Origin of the sequence: Paracoccus sediminicola (genome assembly GCF_027912835.1) — a bacterium.
GTDB lineage: Bacteria > Pseudomonadota > Alphaproteobacteria > Rhodobacterales > Rhodobacteraceae > Paracoccus > Paracoccus sediminicola.
The window spans coordinates 1-16,817 of record NZ_CP115774.1 but is presented as its reverse complement, the minus strand read 5'-3'; the positions used below and the strand labels follow the sequence as shown (position 1 = coordinate 16,817).

Annotated in this window: 17 protein-coding genes; 4 read left to right on the top strand and 13 right to left on the bottom strand. The window is 58.9% G+C overall.

Going from position 1 to position 16,817, the window contains the following annotated elements; translation table 11 throughout:
- Nucleotides 1-172: 172 nt before the first annotated feature.
- The 3 genes from PAF18_RS17495 to PAF18_RS17485 are packed head-to-tail and all read right to left on the bottom strand — an operon-like array spanning nt 173 to nt 2,704.
- The gene (locus PAF18_RS17495) at nt 173-718 is read right to left on the bottom strand and encodes a hypothetical protein (RefSeq protein ID WP_271118395.1); all 546 of its coding nucleotides are present in this window, start codon (nt 716-718) and stop codon (nt 173-175) included.
- A 19-nt stretch (nt 719-737) separates the two neighbouring features.
- Complete coding sequence (locus PAF18_RS17490; protein WP_271118394.1) at nt 738-2,402, bottom strand: type IV secretory system conjugative DNA transfer family protein; 1,665 nt, start codon at nt 2,400-2,402, stop codon at nt 738-740.
- A complete protein-coding gene (locus PAF18_RS17485; RefSeq protein ID WP_271118393.1) occupies nt 2,399-2,704 on the bottom strand; it encodes a mobilization protein in 306 nt (101 codons plus the stop codon). Before PAF18_RS17485 ends, PAF18_RS17490 begins: the two co-directional genes overlap by 4 nt.
- A 796-nt stretch (nt 2,705-3,500) precedes the next feature.
- Between PAF18_RS17485 and mobQ the strand changes: the two genes are divergently transcribed.
- The 3 genes from mobQ (at nt 3,501) to PAF18_RS17470 (ending at nt 5,330) form a co-directional block, all read left to right on the top strand.
- Nucleotides 3,501-4,697, top strand: a complete 1,197-nt coding sequence (gene mobQ / locus PAF18_RS17480; protein ID WP_271118392.1) for a MobQ family relaxase — start codon at nt 3,501-3,503, stop codon at nt 4,695-4,697.
- A gap of 128 nt (nt 4,698-4,825) precedes the next feature.
- On the top strand, nt 4,826-5,086 hold the full coding sequence (locus PAF18_RS17475; RefSeq protein ID WP_271118391.1) for a DUF3892 domain-containing protein: 261 nt from the start codon (nt 4,826-4,828) through the stop codon (nt 5,084-5,086).
- Nucleotides 5,087-5,120: 34 nt separating this feature from the next.
- Complete coding sequence (locus PAF18_RS17470; RefSeq protein ID WP_271118390.1) at nt 5,121-5,330, top strand: hypothetical protein; 210 nt, start codon at nt 5,121-5,123, stop codon at nt 5,328-5,330.
- A gap of 43 nt (nt 5,331-5,373) precedes the next feature.
- Here PAF18_RS17470 and PAF18_RS17465 read toward each other — a convergent pair whose 3' ends face one another.
- The 4 genes from PAF18_RS17465 to PAF18_RS17450 all read right to left on the bottom strand — a co-directional run bounded on the left by PAF18_RS17465 (nt 5,374) and on the right by PAF18_RS17450 (nt 8,327).
- Complete coding sequence (locus tag PAF18_RS17465; protein ID WP_271118389.1) at nt 5,374-5,697, bottom strand: H-NS histone family protein; 324 nt, start codon at nt 5,695-5,697, stop codon at nt 5,374-5,376.
- Between the two features lie 130 nt (nt 5,698-5,827).
- Nucleotides 5,828-6,958: a GTP pyrophosphokinase gene (locus PAF18_RS17460; protein WP_271118388.1), complete on the bottom strand. Its 1,131-nt coding sequence runs from the start codon at nt 6,956-6,958 to the stop codon at nt 5,828-5,830.
- Between the two features lie 470 nt (nt 6,959-7,428).
- Nucleotides 7,429-8,118 (bottom strand): hypothetical protein, encoded by a 690-nt coding sequence (locus tag PAF18_RS17455; protein ID WP_271118403.1) that lies wholly within the window; start codon nt 8,116-8,118, stop codon nt 7,429-7,431.
- A 2-nt stretch (nt 8,119-8,120) separates the two neighbouring features.
- A complete protein-coding gene (locus tag PAF18_RS17450; RefSeq protein WP_271118387.1) occupies nt 8,121-8,327 on the bottom strand; it encodes a hypothetical protein in 207 nt (68 codons plus the stop codon).
- Between the two features lie 439 nt (nt 8,328-8,766).
- On the opposite strand from PAF18_RS17450, the gene PAF18_RS17445 reads away from it, so the two are divergent.
- Nucleotides 8,767-9,306, top strand: coding sequence for a recombinase family protein (locus PAF18_RS17445; RefSeq protein WP_271118402.1), 540 nt, complete (start codon nt 8,767-8,769; stop codon nt 9,304-9,306).
- A gap of 18 nt (nt 9,307-9,324) precedes the next feature.
- Here PAF18_RS17445 and PAF18_RS17440 read toward each other — a convergent pair whose 3' ends face one another.
- From PAF18_RS17440 to PAF18_RS17415, 6 genes are all read right to left on the bottom strand, one after another.
- On the bottom strand, nt 9,325-9,975 hold the full coding sequence (locus PAF18_RS17440; protein ID WP_271118401.1) for a hypothetical protein: 651 nt from the start codon (nt 9,973-9,975) through the stop codon (nt 9,325-9,327).
- Nucleotides 9,976-10,007: 32 nt separating this feature from the next.
- Nucleotides 10,008-13,160 (bottom strand): type ISP restriction/modification enzyme, encoded by a 3,153-nt coding sequence (locus tag PAF18_RS17435; protein WP_271118400.1) that lies wholly within the window; start codon nt 13,158-13,160, stop codon nt 10,008-10,010.
- A gap of 90 nt (nt 13,161-13,250) precedes the next feature.
- Nucleotides 13,251-13,871, bottom strand: a complete 621-nt coding sequence (locus PAF18_RS17430; protein ID WP_271118399.1) for a hypothetical protein — start codon at nt 13,869-13,871, stop codon at nt 13,251-13,253.
- A complete protein-coding gene (locus PAF18_RS17425) occupies nt 13,861-14,547 on the bottom strand; it encodes a DNA-processing protein DprA (RefSeq protein WP_271118398.1) in 687 nt (228 codons plus the stop codon). Before PAF18_RS17425 ends, PAF18_RS17430 begins: the two co-directional genes overlap by 11 nt.
- A 338-nt stretch (nt 14,548-14,885) precedes the next feature.
- The gene (parA, locus tag PAF18_RS17420; protein WP_271118397.1) at nt 14,886-15,557 is read right to left on the bottom strand and encodes a ParA family partition ATPase; all 672 of its coding nucleotides are present in this window, start codon (nt 15,555-15,557) and stop codon (nt 14,886-14,888) included.
- Between the two features lie 58 nt (nt 15,558-15,615).
- The gene (locus PAF18_RS17415; RefSeq protein ID WP_271118396.1) at nt 15,616-16,644 is read right to left on the bottom strand and encodes a replication initiator protein A; all 1,029 of its coding nucleotides are present in this window, start codon (nt 16,642-16,644) and stop codon (nt 15,616-15,618) included.
- Nucleotides 16,645-16,817 lie beyond the last annotated feature (173 nt).

Here is a 16,817-nt window from a genome sequence, read left to right as displayed (position 1 = left end):
GATTCGTCATTTCACACACCGAATGTCATAAAAAAATGTTTTATCCCAGTGGCTTAAGTGCAATTTTTGGGTCTGTAACTCTACTCTAACTATATTTAACTCCTCGTTGCTCCTAGCCACTTACCCACTTTTGTGGGTTTTAGGCTATTGTTTAAGCAACATGGAAACATGCTTATTCCCCATAGAACACGCAGGCCTCTTGCCCATCTGTTGTCCGGGTCCACTCCGCCCCCATGATGGTGCAAGTGGTTCCGTCGCCTGCCAGGAAGCGAGGCAGTCCGAAGGTCATAGCGACAGCCAGGACGACAGCTCCCAGACCAAACCACGGAAGACGGGCCCTGAAGCGATCCACCTTGCGCTCCCGCCTCCGCATGGCGTTATAGACCGCCTGTTGATCTTCTCCCGCCTTGGCGATCACCGCCTCTGCCCGGTTCGAGACTTTCAGAAGATCGGTTCCCATGCGCTCAAGGCGCTTGAGGCTGTCGCTGATCTCCGCATCGACGGCCTGTCCCACCAGGTCCCCGTAGCGCTCCGGATCGGTCTGGGTCTTGGCCGAGAACGCTGCTTGGCGGGCCTCCGTCGCCGTCTTGTTCACGCGACCCAGTACCTCCGTCTGCGTGTCCACGCGGTCCGATACGCTGGCCAGCACCGTGGAGAGCAGATCGAGAGTTTCGCGCAGCTCATCGTCCGAGAGGGCAGGGGAGGACGTGTCGGTCATGGAAGCGGTCTCCTTCGGTCTACCGGGCCTCGGGGGTGAACAGCCCCGCGAACTCAAGGTCGGCGTAGTAGCGCAGCTTGCGTGCGATGGCCGGAGGCTGGCCCTGGAGGCGCAGGAGCTGGCATTCGGACGGCAGCTGCATGATCTCGTCCGGCGTCAGCAGGTCGCGCCCGGTGAGGCTGGTTCCAGTGGTCGGCAGATCGCCCGGCCGGCGGCTTTCGGTGCGGTAGCCGATGGTTTCCTGCCCCATGGACTGGCTCAGCCACTTCGCCGTCTCGAAGTCGTTTACCCCGAACACCTGCTGCACGCCGGCATTGGCCACGAAGGTCGAGGCGCGCGCGCCGTAGAGGTCCCGCAGTTGGCTCATGTCCTGCAAGATCGGCCAGAGCTGGAGCCCGTAGCCGGCCATCAACCCCATGGCGCGCTCCACCGCCTCGAGACGGCCCAGGGCGGCAAACTCATCCAGCAGGAACAGCGCCGGCCCCGAGGGGCGCTCTCCGGGCGTCTCAGCGCCGCTGCGGGGCTCAGGAGGCCGCTCGGCGTCCCGGGCGATGTCCTGAAGCCCCTGCGCGACCAGCAGGCGCAGCCAACGGCTATAGGCGTCCAGCCGGTTGGGCGGCAGCACGAGGAAGACCGAGGTCGTGCGGTGGCGCAGCTCCGCGAAGGTGAAGTCGGAGCGCGCCATGACCTTCACGATCCGGGGGCTGTCGAGGAAATGGGTGTGCCGCTGCGCGTTCGACAGCACCGAGGCCGCTTCCCGGTCCGCCTTGCCGGCGAAGCGGTTCGCCGCGCGGGCCACCAGTCCCTCCGCCGCATCGCTGTCCTGCATCAGCGCCATGAGCGCGGAGAGCCGGTCCGGGGGCAGGGTCAGGTACTCCCGCACGGAGGCGAGCGTGCGGCGCTCCGGCTCCTCGTGGGCCACGCAGAACATGATCAGCCCGCCGAGGAGGGCCTTCGCCTCCTCGTTCCAGTGCGCGTCCCCGGACTGGCCGGGCGGGTCCACGACCAGAGCCTCCGCCAGCGAGGCGGCATCCTCGCCGATATCGGGGCTGTCGGCCGAGAGGCGGTCGAGCGGGTTGTAGGCGGCGGAAGGCCTGCCGGAGACTCCGAAGGGATCGAGGACGTGGACGGTCCCGAAGCGCTCGCGGGCCGTGCCGGTGATCCGGGCGTTCTCGCCCTTGGGGTCGATCACCAGCACCGAGCGGTCCACGGCGAGCAGGTTGGGGATCACCGTGCCGACGCCCTTGCCGGCGCGGGTGGGGGCGAGGGTCAGCAGGTGGGCCGGTCCGTCGTAGCGCAGGAGACGGCCGCGCTGGCTGCGTCCGATCAGCAGCCCGTCCGCGCGTTCGAGTTTCCGCAGCTCGCGCGTCCCGGCGAAGCGCGCGGAGCCGTGGCTGTCGCCGGCCCCGCCGCCGAGGAACCTGTCCGCTCCGGAGATCTCCCGCCAGTGCCCGAAAGCCAGGATCGACCCGCAGAGCATCAGGGGCGCGACGACCACCCATTGCCAGGCACTCTCACCGGGCGGGCCATCGAAGATCGCGAAGACGAACGGCGTGGCGACCAGCGCGCCGATCCCGGCCCCGAGGACGAGCCAGAGCGCCAGCCAGCCGAGCAGGAAGGGGGCCACCACGAGACCGGCAACGAGGCGCGCAAATCCCCCGAGGATGGCCCCGACCGTTCTCATTCGGACGGCGGTTCCGGGGTGGCCCGCGCCGCTTCACCGGACTCGGCAGCGGCGGTGGGCTGCGACCAGTCCTCAAACGCCTTGCGGTCGTTTTCCCGGGTGAGGTTCCGAAGCAGGCGGTCGAGCATCGCGGCGGCGTTGGTGTCGCGGGCGGCGAGGTCGATGAGCGCTCCGCCGAGGATCACCTTGCGGCGGGTGTCGAGCTTGCGCTGGCGACTGGCCTCGCGGTTCTTTGCGGCCTGAAGCCGGGCCTTGGCCTGGGCGAATTGCCGTTCGGCCTTCTGGAGTTCGGTCTCGGACAAATCGCCTCCTCCGTGGTCCAATGGCCCGACGGCTCACGTCAGGCTTTACGGACCGAGCGGTAGCGCGTACCCGTAGGCCTGTAAAGGACAAGGGCGCACTTATGCAAACTCTCCGCCTCCCTCCGGTCGGTCTCCGAGATTTGCGTGCGATCTCCCGGGGGCACAGCCCCCGCCGATGGCGACCCCAGTCGATGCAGGCATCGACATGGAAGGGCGCGCCGCCCCTTCCAAACCTTCCCAGCCCAACACACGCTGTTGGATCGCGTCCCGCTCCGGTACCACGCCCCCGGCTCGGCCATGGCCCCGCTTTGGGGGCCGGCCTGCCGTTGGCTTTGGCTCCGGAGCGGTGGGCCTCCGTCTGCCCCGTCGAGGGGCATTCCGTCCGCCAGGTTAGCCCGTGGCAAACCGCACATGAGCCGATCCAATATCCCGCCCCTCATAAGGCTAGGGATATTGGCTCGGCTCATGTGCAAGTCCGTCCCTCGGGCCTCCGGGAGGCCGCTCGCTCCGGCCTGTCTTTTGCCCCTCGGCCCCAGCCTCATGACGGGCGGGCCTCCGGGCAAAAGACGGTCGGTCCCCTCGGGTCCGACCCCGGACGGGAGGAGGTGTCCGGGGCCGGATGCTGGCGCGCGGCAGGCACCAGGATCCGTGTTCTGCCGAGGGAAACAAGACAGACCGGCCATGTTTCCATCTATGCGCGGCCGCTCGGTCCTGCCATGGCGCGCAGGGGCCTCGGCAGAGGACTGCCGGCGACTATGCGGCGTTCAGTTTTTCCGGCTGTCGGGGGGTAGAGCACGTGGCGAGCTACCACCTCTCCGTGAAGACCATCAAACGCAGCGCCGGGCGCTCCGCCACGGCGGCGGCCGCATACCGCTCCGGCGAGCGCATCAACTGCCAGCGCGAGGGGCGCGTCCACGACTACACCGCCAAGCAGGGGATCGAGGACAGCTTCATCGTCGCGCCGGAGCACGCCCCCGCCTGGGCGCAGGATCGCGCCGCGCTGTGGAACGCCGCCGAGGCGCGCGAGACCCGCAAGAACTCCGTCACCGCCCGGGAGTGGGAGCTGGCGCTCCCCTCCGAGATCGGCGCCGAGGAGCGGGCGGAGATCACCCGGGTCTTCGCGGAGCAGCTGGTCGAGCGCTACGGTGTGGCGGTGGATGTGGCGATCCACGCCCCGCACCGCGAAGGCGACCAGCGCAACCACCACGCCCATGTACTGACATCGACGCGGGCATTGGGCGCAGAGGGCTTCACCGACAAGACCCGCGTGCTCGATGCCGCGAAAACCGGCGGCATCGAGATAGAGGCGATGCGCGAGACCTGGGCCGAGCTTCAGAACCGGGCGCTGGAGCGCGTCGGGGAGCGTGAACGCGTCGATCATCGTTCGCTCGATGCGCAGCGGGAAAGCGCCCTTGAGCGCGGAGATGCGCTCTCGGCCGAGGAACTGGACCGCGCCCCGGAGGTGAAGCTGGGACCGGCCGCGAACGCCATGGAGCGGCGCGCCATGCGGGAGGCCGTCGCCGAGGGACGGGAGTACGCACCCGTCACCGAGCGCGGTCGCGCTGTTCACGGGGCGCGGCAGGCGCGGGCCATGGTCCGCGAGCTGCGCGAGCGGGTAGACTTGGCGCGGGAGACCTACGGCGCAGAGCGGGAGGCCGGGCAGGGCCGCGTCTCCGCGGGCCTCGCGGCGCTCCGGGCGGCTGCCGAGAAGGACCGGGGTCGGGAAGACAGCCCAGAGCAGGGGCACGAGGATATCCGCGAGCGGTTGTCACGGGTCGTCGGGCGCGAGGTCGGGGAGGAGGCGTCCGAGCGCGATACCCCGGCGCAGGGTCGCGAGAGCGTCAAGGACCGGCTGGGTGCCATCCTGGACCGCTCGAAGCATGTCCAGGTCGAGCGCGACAGCGAGCTGGAGCGCGATCCGGAGAACGAGCGCGAGGAGCACGAGAAGGACCAGCACCGCGAGCGCGACAGAGGGGAGGGGTGGTCGCTGTGAACCAGCCTTGCCGTGCCGCCAACGATCCGAGCTGACGTCAACGTAAGTTCCTATTTTGTCCAAAGGCCCCGATGTGATATCTTGTGTCCTGCGCCGACTCGGGCGCTCAGTATAGTAGGAGGTGCCAAATGGCAGATCGAAGAGTCACCGCGACGGGCAAGGACACCGACGGCGATATCACCAAGCTCTGCAATGGCGGCGAGTCGTGGTCGCCGCGCGCGAAGGCGGACGCAGTCCGCGACATCGAGACCAAGGCGCACAGCTACTACGTGGATCGTGCCGGGCACCGCACGGATGTCCACGTCGTGGAGCGTGGCGGGAAGAAGCACCTGCGGACGGACGCCGATTCCAGCTCGCGGAATAATCTGGACAACCTGCCGGACTGCTGAGCGCAGCCGGCAGCTCCACCGAAAGGACGAGGCGATGGCAAAAGGAAAATCTGGCGGTCACTATCGCAGCGCGATCAGCGGCCGTTACGTGACCAGCGGGCATGGCAAGCGCAGCCCGAACACGACTGTTTTCGAACAGACCGGCGGAGGCTCGACCGGCTCCGCGCGGAGCGCCAAGAGCGGACGCTTCGTGAGCGGGACAACCGCCAAGCGAAACCCGAAGACGACCGTCAGGGAATCCTGATCCGACCAGAGGAGGGGCGCGTTTAAGCCCCTCACACTCGGCGTCACTTCACGATGAGGAAGTCTTCCAGCGATTTTCCCGCCTGAAGGCCTTCCTTGATCCAGTCTGGCTGCCTGCCGCGCCCTGTCCAGGTCAACTCAGGGTTTTCTGGATGGCGATACTTCGGCGGGTTCACCTTGCCTTTCCCCTTGGCTGTCGTTCCAAGGAGTTCAGACAGGGTGTACCCTGACTCTTTTGCAGCGGCTTCGGCAGCGGCAAGAGCTTCCTGCTTTTTCCGCTTTTCATAGCTCTCGATAGCTCGGTCAACGTCCTTCCGGAGCTGCTTCAGTTCGGCAAGATCGAGTTGTTCAATATCGATATTATGCACTAAGTCCTCCATAGATGACGCCCGCATAGTCGTGCCAAATATCAATTAATAGTATGAAATCAAGCCATTGTGTAGATATGAACGTAGCGTTCAAGGGGAGGTGCTAACGAAGAGATATTGAAGTTAATATTTAGGAAAGTTGTTCTGAACGAACTCCATTGGGATGGCCATTTTCCTTTAGCCAAGCATCGAAGTCTTTTCTAGCGGATTCTGATATTATATCGTGGAAGGTATCTGGATCACTATAGTATAGGGAGTGCCTCATTAACGTAAAGGGGTTCATTCGCCTCCCGTCGTTCTTTGCCTTGTGATCAGCGTAGTCTTTCACTGCTGAAATGCCGTTCTTCATGTACCAGTTGAATTTGCCCCTTGTTGTTTCGGAGCGACGACTTTGTATCTCATCGACGAAACCGTCTACTTTGTGGTCTTCGAAGGTGAAGTCAGGGAAGAAATGGTTTGCAATTCTCAAAAAGGAGAAGGCATCTAGAGGTGCTCTTGTGAACTTTTTGGGTTGTCCTGATCCCGGGGGGGCGCCGCCAGTATCAGTTTCCTTCTCTATTTCTTCATAAGATTCCTTGGCAACTTCAACTTGGCGCTCTGTTTCCTCTCGAATTTCTAAAAATTCTCTATCGGCCAACTCGAACAAGGCCGCCAAAGTGTTAATTCGCCGCTTGAGGTTTTGGGGTATTGATTTCTTATATTTAATCTTGTGGTCTAGCGTGCTCCACGCATCTTGCACGACAGTTCGTATCTGTACCTCAAATTGAAAATCTTTAAAGCGACGATACTCTGAAAACTCGGAGCGTGGGGGTTTGATTTTTAAGTCGGCATGCGTGCCTTTGTAGCCGAAAGTGGCGTCTGTGCCTTCGATTTCGGCACTCTTATCGGTAATTTCTATTACCTCAAACTCACTCTCAAACTCACTAATTACCTTTTTAATATCGCTCTCGTAAAGACACACGACGCGCAAACCAATAATATCGGATATATGATCCCTTATCGTATAATTTTCACTGGCCTGCTCGAGTCCTGATCGATATTTTCGGATAAACTTCAGAATGCATTCTTCCCGAGACTTTACCCGCCCTTCGATTTTTGAGAAGCTAATCTCACCGTTGTCCCGAAGGAGTGCGGAGATAAGAGAAACTAAGGATTCTTTTGCTTCTTCAAGTAGAAGTGAGTTGTCATTGTAGAAATGACGAAATGCATCGCGCTCATGTTCAAAGTCCAAACTTGGCAAGGTCGCGTTCCCATCTTCCATACTTAAGGAAATTGAAGGGCATGGAAGGGGAAGTGTCAATGCCAGCGGCGCTAATGAGTGTAGAGCGAAAATGGTACGCCGGTGGCGCTAAATGATTGCTGAGTGACACTGAAATCATGTTATAAGCGATACGACGATTGCTCGTGGCGCTTGGATCGGCTGACACAAGCACCTTGCTAGAGCCACCTGTCCAAAAGCGGTCGGATAGGTTCCGGGAGAACCCCGAACCGCGTGGTGATCATTAGTCCAGATCGAAGCACGGATAGGGCGGCGCGAGCGCTATCTCGATAGGCACGGCGACCTCCCGATCTTTCCGGTCGAAGAGGTCGGGAAATCAGGCAACGGATGGGGACGACAAAGAGTTGTAGCGACTCGGAGCCTGTCCACCGCCTAGAAGACGGTCTCGGTCTCCGGGCTCTCTCTTCGACGACGGCCGTGGAGCAGCGTGAACGCTTTGCTCGGTATGATCTCTAGAACCCCGTTGTCTCGCCCAAGGAAGCCCGGCCGGTGGTTCCGGCGTGGCGCCTGGGGAACAGGTGGCGCAGTCGGTAGCCTGTCGCTACGCCATGCTCCGCATGGGCTCGTGGCACGATGTCGACGGTGATGAGGCCGTTGATGTTTAGCACTCCGAGTGCGGCCTTGATCCGGTGGGGACGCAGCCCCGCATAGGAGCGCATCTTATCGTACGTCAGCCATGCGATATTTTGTTCGGTGTCCCGCCGCGCGGCGATAGCAAAGTAGAGCTTTAGCGCGTCCAGTTCGGCCCGCTTGCGAAGATGAAAATCCTCGAACGCCATGATTGCGCCGACCCCGTCATAGAGCGGCTTGGCCGGCACGGCGGCCCATCGGTGGCCCTCCCCGTAGTTGGCGAGCCCCAACGTGCTGCGGCCGTCTGGCTCTCGCTGGACGATCCCCCGCTTCGCCAGAAGGTCTAGGCCGTCTGCGATCTTGGTGCGGCTGATACCGGTGGCGGTTTCTAGACCGTCATAGGTGAGCCGCGCGATTCCCGTGTCAGTGGCGGCGTGGTGCGCAATCGCGAGGAGGGCCATAAGCGCGGCCACCTCGGATGCACCGGCGCCGGGCTCCTTCGTTGTCCATCGGAAAGCGCGGAGACCGCCGTCCTCGATCCAGGTGGAGGGCAGCTTGGCCCAGTTCTTCATGGTCACTTGTCCGTCTCCTTCGAGAGGGCCTGCAGGACGACCCGGAGCGCAAGGCCGACGACGGCGATCGCGGCGAGCGCGATGAAGAGCGAGAGGGTGGTCGGGGGCACGGAGAGGAGGCTGGTGAGGAGGTCGTCAGGGGGCGTGGGCATGATGGATAGCCTTTCGGATTTCGCGTCGATGATGCGAAATTTGACGAAGAGGCCCAATCCTTTCTAGATACAATGCTCGAACGCTAACATTATTTTTTCACAAAAAGGCACAGTTTTTCAATATGATAGCTAAAAATTTTTAGTCCATATAGGACCCTATTTTAGTCCATGAAGCGTGCTCCGCGCACTGAACGGGTGGCAAAACCGGCTTCTAGCGGCCGTTCGCTCCTGCCGGCGCACCTTGAGAAAAGCCGACGTTCGTTGCTTCGTAGCATCTGCGAAAGAGGGCGCGAGGCGGGCCCTCGCCTGTGCCTGTCCTTACGGCCGGACCGCGGGACCACGCCGACCTTCAACGAACGGCAGTTTCCGATATGGGTCACAAACGGTCGTTTTTGTCCCCCCTGCCCTGCCCCACGGCAGATCAAGCTGTTGATAAGGACAAAAACCCCGGCCAAAACCTTTGGAGTTTTGGGACGTTTCTGGCATGCTTCCCAGCATGATCATCGGATATGCCCGCGTTAGCACAGACGACCAGAAACTCGAAGCCCAGACCGACGCCCTTGAGGTGGCTGGGGCCGAGCGCGTGTTCGCGGACAAGATCACTGGTTCGGCCAGGTCACGGCCGCAGCTCGACCAGATGATCAATCAGCTTCGCCAAGGCGATGTCGTGGTCGTCACCAAGTATGATCGGCTTGCCCGATCGTTGCGTGACCTTCTCGACATCGTGGAGACGATCCGGGAGCGCGGAGCAGGATTCCGATCCCTGGCTGAGGACATCGACACGACAACACCGGCAGGCCGTCTTGTCTTCCACGTCTTCGCCTCGATCGCGCAGTTCGAGCGCGAGCGGATATCAGAGCGGACCAGGGAAGGCCTACAGGCCGCCCGCAAACGTGGCCGGGTGGGTGGCCGTCCCCCTGCCCTATCGGCAGCACAGCGCGACGAGGTGCGCCGAATGCGGGACGAGGAAGGCCGCAGGCTTTCCGAGATCGCGCAGCTTTTCCATGTAAGCGTGAAGACTGTACGAAGGGCATAAGATTCAGAAGCGAACTGGCTATACATAGGGCTTCTTGATGCCTGCCTTCTCGCTCTCTTTGCGTACACTTTCGACATCAGCTATTTCAGTATAGTATGGTAGGCTGTCGGGGAAAAGTTGGTTCTGAGTGAAGATAGCTATTCTTTCGTAAGGCTCTCTCTTGTTGGAGAAGTGGCAATATATATGTGGGAATCCATAGTATTCGTCACCTTCAAAATCCACATCTTCGATATTCTCAAACGGGATCATTCCTAGCTGGATAGCCTTGATAGACACCGCTTCCAATTCCTTGTCGCCCTTGTCATGGTCCAAAATATCTAATACCCGAAATTTTGCGTCTCCCACTTGCAATAGACGGAGCCAATGGAAAGCAACTAGAATACCGCGATGGTAAGTCCCGACTAGACCAACTCGGAACCACGGTGATATTCCTTTAGATTTTTCTTCGATATCAGGGTACTGATCGACGCGCTTGACATCACGTATAATGACGTCAGAGCGAAGCTTCCGAGAAAAATGATCGCGAATGTGCTCGTCAAATATAGGCTTCCATTTCCGTCGGCGCGCGATCCGTTCCTCAGAGGAAAGCGGTTTTCTCCATCCGAAGACATCCTTGCCGAGGTTGTACAGCAGGTTGGGTAGCCAACCAAGGCCAATGTACTCTAACATTTTACCCCTCAACACCTGAGGAGTAATTATAATCACGGGCCATCAGTCGCTCCCAGGTCCATCGTGATGGTCTGCATAATCCTGTCGGTCTCGGACAGAATTTTTAGAATGCGCTGATAGTGCTTCACGTCCTCGAAGCTCAGCGCACGGCCCTTGCGATCTTTCAACCACTTCTGCGCGGGTTGATAGCCGCCGATGTAGAAATCCCATGACACTTCGGGGGCGTTGTCGAAGTGCTGGGTTTTGTTGACCCAGACCTTGCCCCCCTCAAAGCGCGCCTTGTCCACCACATTGTCACCCTCGCCCGTGAAGGGGTAAGGCGCATCGCCAATGGCAGCAGGCTCCATCAGGTGCAGTCTGCGAAGCTGCCCGCCCGCCTCCGCGACGGTCCAAAACTCGTCTGGCGTGGTCGGCCACGGGATGCGCGGGAAGTCTATTTTCAGAAAATCCGCGAAAGTGGCACGGTAGGCGGGGCAGTGCAAAGCACCATAGATGTAATCGAACGCCTTCATTTCATCGGGTACGCCATGCTCAGGGTGCTTGGCCAATTTCTTGAGCTTGCGCCATAGCTTGTCGTTAAAATTCGCGCGGCGGGTTTTGTCTAAGTCCTGCTCATCAGGGTAGAGGAACAAAGGGAATACTGCGCTCTGTGTGGTTCGTTCACCGCACTTCGTTTCCACAAGTTTGTCACTGACAAAGAAATGACTGCAAGTTCCCGACTTTTCGCTTCGTGCTGACACTAGGGCGATATTGTTGTCTGTCAGCATATGGCGCATCGTTGAGCGGGCTGTAGTCCATACCACGCTATCATGGTAAATAATTTTACGCTCATCAAATGGTCTATAGCTGATATCTTCGATGAGGGAATTTAGGTCGCTTTCTGCCGCCAAGTTCCTTCTTGCTTTAGAAATGTCCCATCCCTTCTTCTCCTTAATATTGAGCCTTATACAGAGTTCACTGTTGCTTAGGTCAGGGTTTCCAGAAAACTTTTTCGCCCGCTTTACTAGCTGAGCGGGGTCTTCCGATATGCTGAACCCATCGCGGGCAGTAATAACCCCCGAAGAATAGAGCGGGAACCACTCCGCAAGGCTTGGATATTGTTGTCTGTATTCGTCGAAAGCTGGACCCGACGGATGAAATGTATAGTTTGGGGCAATTGCCTTGCAGTCTGTCCACTCAATGTCTGTGACACTAGCTTCCTCAAGGGACTTATACTTACTTTTCCGTGTTCCCCATAGCTCAGAAAAATATGCTTTGCCCTTGTCTTTTTTCTTTTTTTGGCCTGGCCTGCGAACGGCAATTATGATGGCAACACCTTGTTTAATATCAAAAACATTTTGATCTATCCCACCTGTTGGGGAAACCTCTCGTATCTCGCTGTTGCCATGAAGGTCGATGACTCTCACATCATGGAAGGTTTCGAGAAGATGCGCTCGCAAACCTCGAAATGAGCTACTTTTGAGGTATCCGTGGCTTGTGATGAACCCCAAAACACCAAATCCGTTAGATGATATTAGACGTTCTGACAGTGAAAGGAATTTTATGTAATCGTTGTTTATGTTCTTCTCGAATTGAAGCATGCCCTTCTCTTTTATGGGCACACCATCAACCGAGCGATACGCATCTACTAGTGAAACCTGTTCTGCTGTCAGGTTTCCAGACATAATGCTGTAGGGTGGGTTCCCGACAACGCACATGATGGGCATGTCGCGCTTGATGGTGTTTGCGCCCTTGGCCTCGCGGCTGAGCCATTGCGTGAAGGGCAAGGTCTGGTTGGCTGGCTCGCCTTCCTCAAGGCTGTTAGTCAGGTAAACTGACAGGCGTGGCGGTGCCTTCGCGGGCTTATAGCCCAGCTCGGTCAGTATCATGTCGAGCTTCATGTGGGACATGGCATAGGACGCCATGAGCAGCTCGAATCCGTGCAAGCGTGGGATAAGGTCGTCCTCGATGTACTTCGACCACATGGCGGGGGCGATGCCCTGAACACGCGGGGCAATCTGCTTGATGACTTCCGCAAGGAAGGTGCCTGTCCCTGTCGCGGGGTCGAGGATTTGGACGCGGTGAACCTCTTTCTTGATGGTGACGGGCTTACCCCTTTTACCGATTTCACCCGTTTCCCAGTCGATAACCACCTTGGACGTGTCGGCCAGCCCGTCCGCTAGGCCAAACTCGGTCTGCAACACTTCATCGACTGCGCGAACAATGAAATTCACCACAGGTTCGGGCGTGTACCAGACACCACGGGCCTTGCGCTTGGCAGGGTTATAGGCGGCAAGGAACGTTTCGTAGAAGTGCAGGAAGGGGTCTCTTTGGCCTGTCAGCTTGCCGAACCCTTCCATGAGCTTGGCCACGTCACAGGCGCGGAACACGCGGGCAAGGTCGTCGATAATCCACGCGATGCGGTCGTCGAGGTCATAGCCCGCAACGTAGGTGAACAGGCTTCGCAGGAACGGGTTGGACTTCGGCAGAAGCTCAAGCGCCTCTTGGCGGCTGAACGTATCCAGTGTCGTGTCGTGCAGGCGGGCGGCAAACAAGCCGTAGGCGATGGTTTCGGCGTAGATATCCGCGAAATCGTTCGCCGTGATATCGTGGATGAGGTTTTCCTTGAAGGCGTTGTACTGGGCAGAAAGTTCGGTCTGAACGTCCTTGTCCTCGGCCAAGGTGCGGAACAACACGTCCTTAATCAGATTGGCCTTACCTGCCATGCGCTCGGCCAGCTCGCGCGGGCTGGTGATGGTCTGGGGCCTCTGGGCGATGAAATCGCGCAGCAGGTTTTCGAGGGCGTCAAACTCTTGCGGGCGCGGCTGCACACCCATGACAAAATCGGCAATCCGCACAGACGCGATAAGCTCGCTGTCCCTGTAGAAATCCCATTCAAGGCAGTTGGTGTAGATGAGGTTCGGCAGAGCGGCCCGATAGCGTTCTTGCTGGTCCTTGTTGCTCCCTTTCAGACCGCGAATCCCGATATCAATATCTTTGGCCTCAACATGGCCGATGACGATATCGCCCTGTGAAACGATGAAATCAGGCGCGCCGCACTTCACCCGCTTTGGTTCATTCAGGGCCGTAATATCCTCGGCAACCGATGACAGAAGGTTTTGGAGTGCGCTACGGTACGAGTGTTCCGTTGCCGCGCCGGTTTGGTAAATCGAGGAAACCTCTGTCAGAAAACCTTGTATGTTCAATTATTTGTTCCCTCAATTATTACTTGTAAAGCGTTCCATATTCGAACCCGGTGAAAACGGGAAATTTTGCACAAACCCACATTTGTGCATTTACGGGTCGCGATGTGTCTTGCCGGATGGATAGCCCACAATGATCCCTGTGGCCGGATCGACGATCTTCTCGATGTCGTTTTGAAGGCCCTGTGTGCGGATCATCGCGAAGATGCGGATTTCCGTGTTTGGACAAACTTCGCGCAGGAGCTCTGCGCATGCAAAGCTCGTCCGGCCCATGGTCAGCACATCATCCACGATCGTGATCTTGTCAGGAACGAAAAACGGCCGTTCAGCCTCGATACTCTCCATATGCACCGGCACGAGTGGCCTCTCCGCCGCCAGTGAGTTTGATGAGCGTGGTACGGCCCTAGTTCTTCTCAGGTAGGGTTGTACTTCCTGGCCGAAACCCTGCCCGTGGAGCACGTCACAGATGACCTTCGCAGGCCAAAGAGCGCCCTCAGGAAGCGGTGCAGAGCGTGGCACCGGCACAAGGGTCACATCAGGACCGAGGAATGGGCGCAGGATGTCTGCCTTGGCGTCTTGGAGGTGCGGGACGGCCGAGCCGATAACATCGACCCTGCCCGCCTTTATCGCACCGCATGCCTTTCGTGACTTTACCGCTAGTTCCGAGCTGCCGCGTGGGGAGTAGTTGGCGAATGTGCCGTACTCATAGCTCAAAGGCACGCACACCCCCGGCTGTGTAGTTCGGGATATCGAGCAGGATATCCGGTAGGTCTTCGCGGCGCAGGATTTGTGCACCGTACTCGATGAGTTGCTTCGGCCAGGTCAGGTTCGGATTGGTGGCAACATTCTCAAGAAGGTAGAGGTCGCGGCCGAGCCGGATCGCTTCCCAACCCTGGTGGCGCGTTCCGCTCTTCTCGCTCGCCTCGATCACGATCGTCGCATCGCAGATGAGCGCCATCGTCCGGTTGCGGCGCGGAAAGTTCTCACCCCGGCCTGGATAACCTTCCGGAAACTGTGAAATCGCCAGGTGGTCGCGCTTGATCTCTTCGAGAAGGCCCGCGTTCTTGGCCGGATATGCTTTTGAGAGCGGCGTGCCGAGCACGGCAATGGTGCGCCCACCCTCTTCAATAGCCGTGCGGTGCGCCACCGCGTCGATCCCTTCGGCCAGGCCGCTCACCACGATGATGCCTTGCTGAACCAAAGCCCGTGTGACTGCCTTCGCACGCTTGATGCCGTCCGGGGTTGCTTTGCGGGAGCCGACAATCGCCACGCGCGAGCCTTCGGTCAGAAGCGACGTATCCCCCGCCGTGTACAACACGTCCGGGGCATTTTTCTCTTCGACCGGACCTAACGGCCCAAGGGCTTCTCTCGTTCTCAGCTCTGCGTGCATTATCGATTTGCGGTGATCTCGCTTAACTCACCGCCCTCCCCATTGTTTTTACAACACAAATTTGCCTTGCACAATAATATTCACAAACCCACATTTGTGCTTTTGTTCATTGGCGGGCTATGCCTGCTTCATCTTCGAGCTCTTGCGTGCGCTTCTCGATGAAGGCTTGCAGCTCTCCAACCATCTTCCGGTTCGTCGCGCTACACGCCGTTTTGAAACGCGTGTGCAAGCTGGCCGGAAGGTCCAGACTCAGACGCTTGGTCGGCTCATCCGGGACGGGCTTCGCTGCCCGCCTTGTATCGTGTCCTGCCCCGCCGCGCTCAAACGCGAGAATTTGGTCATCCGTTGGCTGCTGTTTCGGCTTCGGAGCCGTTGAAAACGTCTTCTTCGACATATCCTTCAATCTCTTTCGTTAGTTGTTCGATCTCGCGGGCGGCATGGCTATCGCCTGCCCACTCGAAAATCGTTTGCCCCATGGTCATGCCTTCCGCGAAGGCGACCCGCTGCTCGATCTCGCTTTCCAAGATCGGCAAGCCTGCCTCGGCCGCCATGTTGCGAATATCTCGGCCGATCACCGTTTTCCCTATTTTGCGGGACACCACAAACCCACATTTTATGTGGGGTTTAAATTCCAGCGCCTCCGTCACCTGCCGGACCGTCAGATCTGAGGCCCAGGTTGAAAGCCCGGAGGGCTCGATCGGCAGAGCGACGAAGTCGGACGCCGCGATACACGACCGGGCGATCTCTTCCGCATGCGGCGGCCCATCAATCACCGTGTGGTCGTAGTCATAAGACAGCTTGAGCGCATCCCGCGCCATGTTGGCCCGCGCCATGCTGACGACCTGGAAGGGTGCATCTTCGCGCAGGCTCGCCCAGGTGGTGGCCGAGCCCTGTTTGTCCGCGTCGATCAGCAATACCCGATGGCCCTGGCGTGCCAAGCAGCCCGCCACATTCACCGAGAGGGTGGTTTTGCCCACGCCGCCTTTTTGGTTCAGGAACGATATGATCATGAGTCAACTCCACCACATTAGTGGGAACGCGTAAAGCCACAAACCCACATTTGTGCTTTTAGTTGCGATAAGCGCCGCGCTTCTTGCAGAAGGCGAGGAAGTGCTTATCCGCATCCTTCACGTCGATGGCCTTGTCATGCACCCATGACCGCCACTCGCTTTCTAGCACGTAGATATCCCAGCCAGGCGCGAGCCGTCGCGCCTCATCATGCGTATCGGCCTTGTTGAATCGCAAAGCCTGGAAGGGCAGGGCGATCACCGCTTCGCCCTCCTTCGGGAGAAAGACAACATTGTTGCCTTCAATACTCATCACATAGTCGGGGAGGTGATGGTGCACCGCGTCATCTTCAATAATCTTTGAGAGCAAACGGCGGAACTCCTTCGTGGTTGAGCCCGAACCACACTTGTCGCGCAGCAACTCGATCCCGCATTTCCACTTCGGTTGCGCCCCGCAATGCTTGCGCGCCAACTCGTACAGCCGCCGTTCGAGTGGCTTGCGAAGGAGGAAGTATTCCTTGTTCAGGGTGAGGACATGATTGTTTTCGATCGCATCGAACACCCAGTCCGAGAGCGTGATCTCGACATCCTGCATCCGGCCGTCGCGCGTCTCCCGCACGATCTCGGCCGCCTCAATCAGACCAAAGACGCGGAAATATTCCTTGCCGCCTTGGCGGATGTTTGTCTCGATTTGCGTCCCCTGTAGCCGTCTCAGCGCGTCTTTAAGCAGCTTGTAGCCTTCACCGGACGTGCGCCGGTTCGTGGCCACCAGCAAATCGTGGGCCTTGAACCGCAGGGTGCGACTCACCGATCGCCCTTCATTAAGCGCGGCCATACACTGGCTGATACAGTAGATCAGCACGTCGCGGTCATGCACGGTGGCCAGCCCATAACGTGATGGCGACACTTCGATAAAGTTCTCGCCGTTCTGGTAGCGCCGTGGCTTCATGTCCGGCTTGGTCGATAGGGTGAAAACGGGGTGTTCCATCGAAGCCATGTCACCCTTCGGCACGGCATCCACGATGTCACAGACGAACAGGTCTTTCTGCGGATGACGATCAGGCAGCAGCGGAGAGCGTGAATTCGTCATTCCACACACCACCGGACCAAGTCTTGGTTCGTCATTTCACACACCATAGGACACTATCGTCATTTCACACACCGTTCGTCAAGATTCGTCATTTCACACACCAAGCTACCTGTGGATAACTTTCGCCAGGCCTCGTCATTTCACACACTAGAATTCGTCATTCTACACACCAA

What these genes read in the sequence shown, in the direction of transcription:
- PAF18_RS17490 (WP_271118394.1), bottom strand. Translation starts at nt 2,402, where the DNA reads ATGAGAACGGTCGGGGCCATCCTCGGGGGATTTGCGCGCCTCGTTGCC.
- PAF18_RS17455 (WP_271118403.1), bottom strand. Translation starts at nt 8,118, where the DNA reads ATGAAGAACTGGGCCAAGCTGCCCTCCACCTGGATCGAGGACGGCGGT.
- PAF18_RS17415 (WP_271118396.1), bottom strand. Translation starts at nt 16,644, where the DNA reads ATGACGAATTCACGCTCTCCGCTGCTGCCTGATCGTCATCCGCAGAAA.
- PAF18_RS17425 (WP_271118398.1), bottom strand. Translation starts at nt 14,547, where the DNA reads ATGCACGCAGAGCTGAGAACGAGAGAAGCCCTTGGGCCGTTAGGTCCG.
- PAF18_RS17445 (WP_271118402.1), top strand. Translation starts at nt 8,767, where the DNA reads ATGATCATCGGATATGCCCGCGTTAGCACAGACGACCAGAAACTCGAA.
- PAF18_RS17470 (WP_271118390.1), top strand. Translation starts at nt 5,121, where the DNA reads ATGGCAAAAGGAAAATCTGGCGGTCACTATCGCAGCGCGATCAGCGGC.
- PAF18_RS17460 (WP_271118388.1), bottom strand. Translation starts at nt 6,958, where the DNA reads ATGGAAGATGGGAACGCGACCTTGCCAAGTTTGGACTTTGAACATGAG.
- PAF18_RS17440 (WP_271118401.1), bottom strand. Translation starts at nt 9,975, where the DNA reads ATGTTAGAGTACATTGGCCTTGGTTGGCTACCCAACCTGCTGTACAAC.
- PAF18_RS17475 (WP_271118391.1), top strand. Translation starts at nt 4,826, where the DNA reads ATGGCAGATCGAAGAGTCACCGCGACGGGCAAGGACACCGACGGCGAT.
- parA (WP_271118397.1), bottom strand. Translation starts at nt 15,557, where the DNA reads ATGATCATATCGTTCCTGAACCAAAAAGGCGGCGTGGGCAAAACCACC.
- PAF18_RS17495 (WP_271118395.1), bottom strand. Translation starts at nt 718, where the DNA reads ATGACCGACACGTCCTCCCCTGCCCTCTCGGACGATGAGCTGCGCGAA.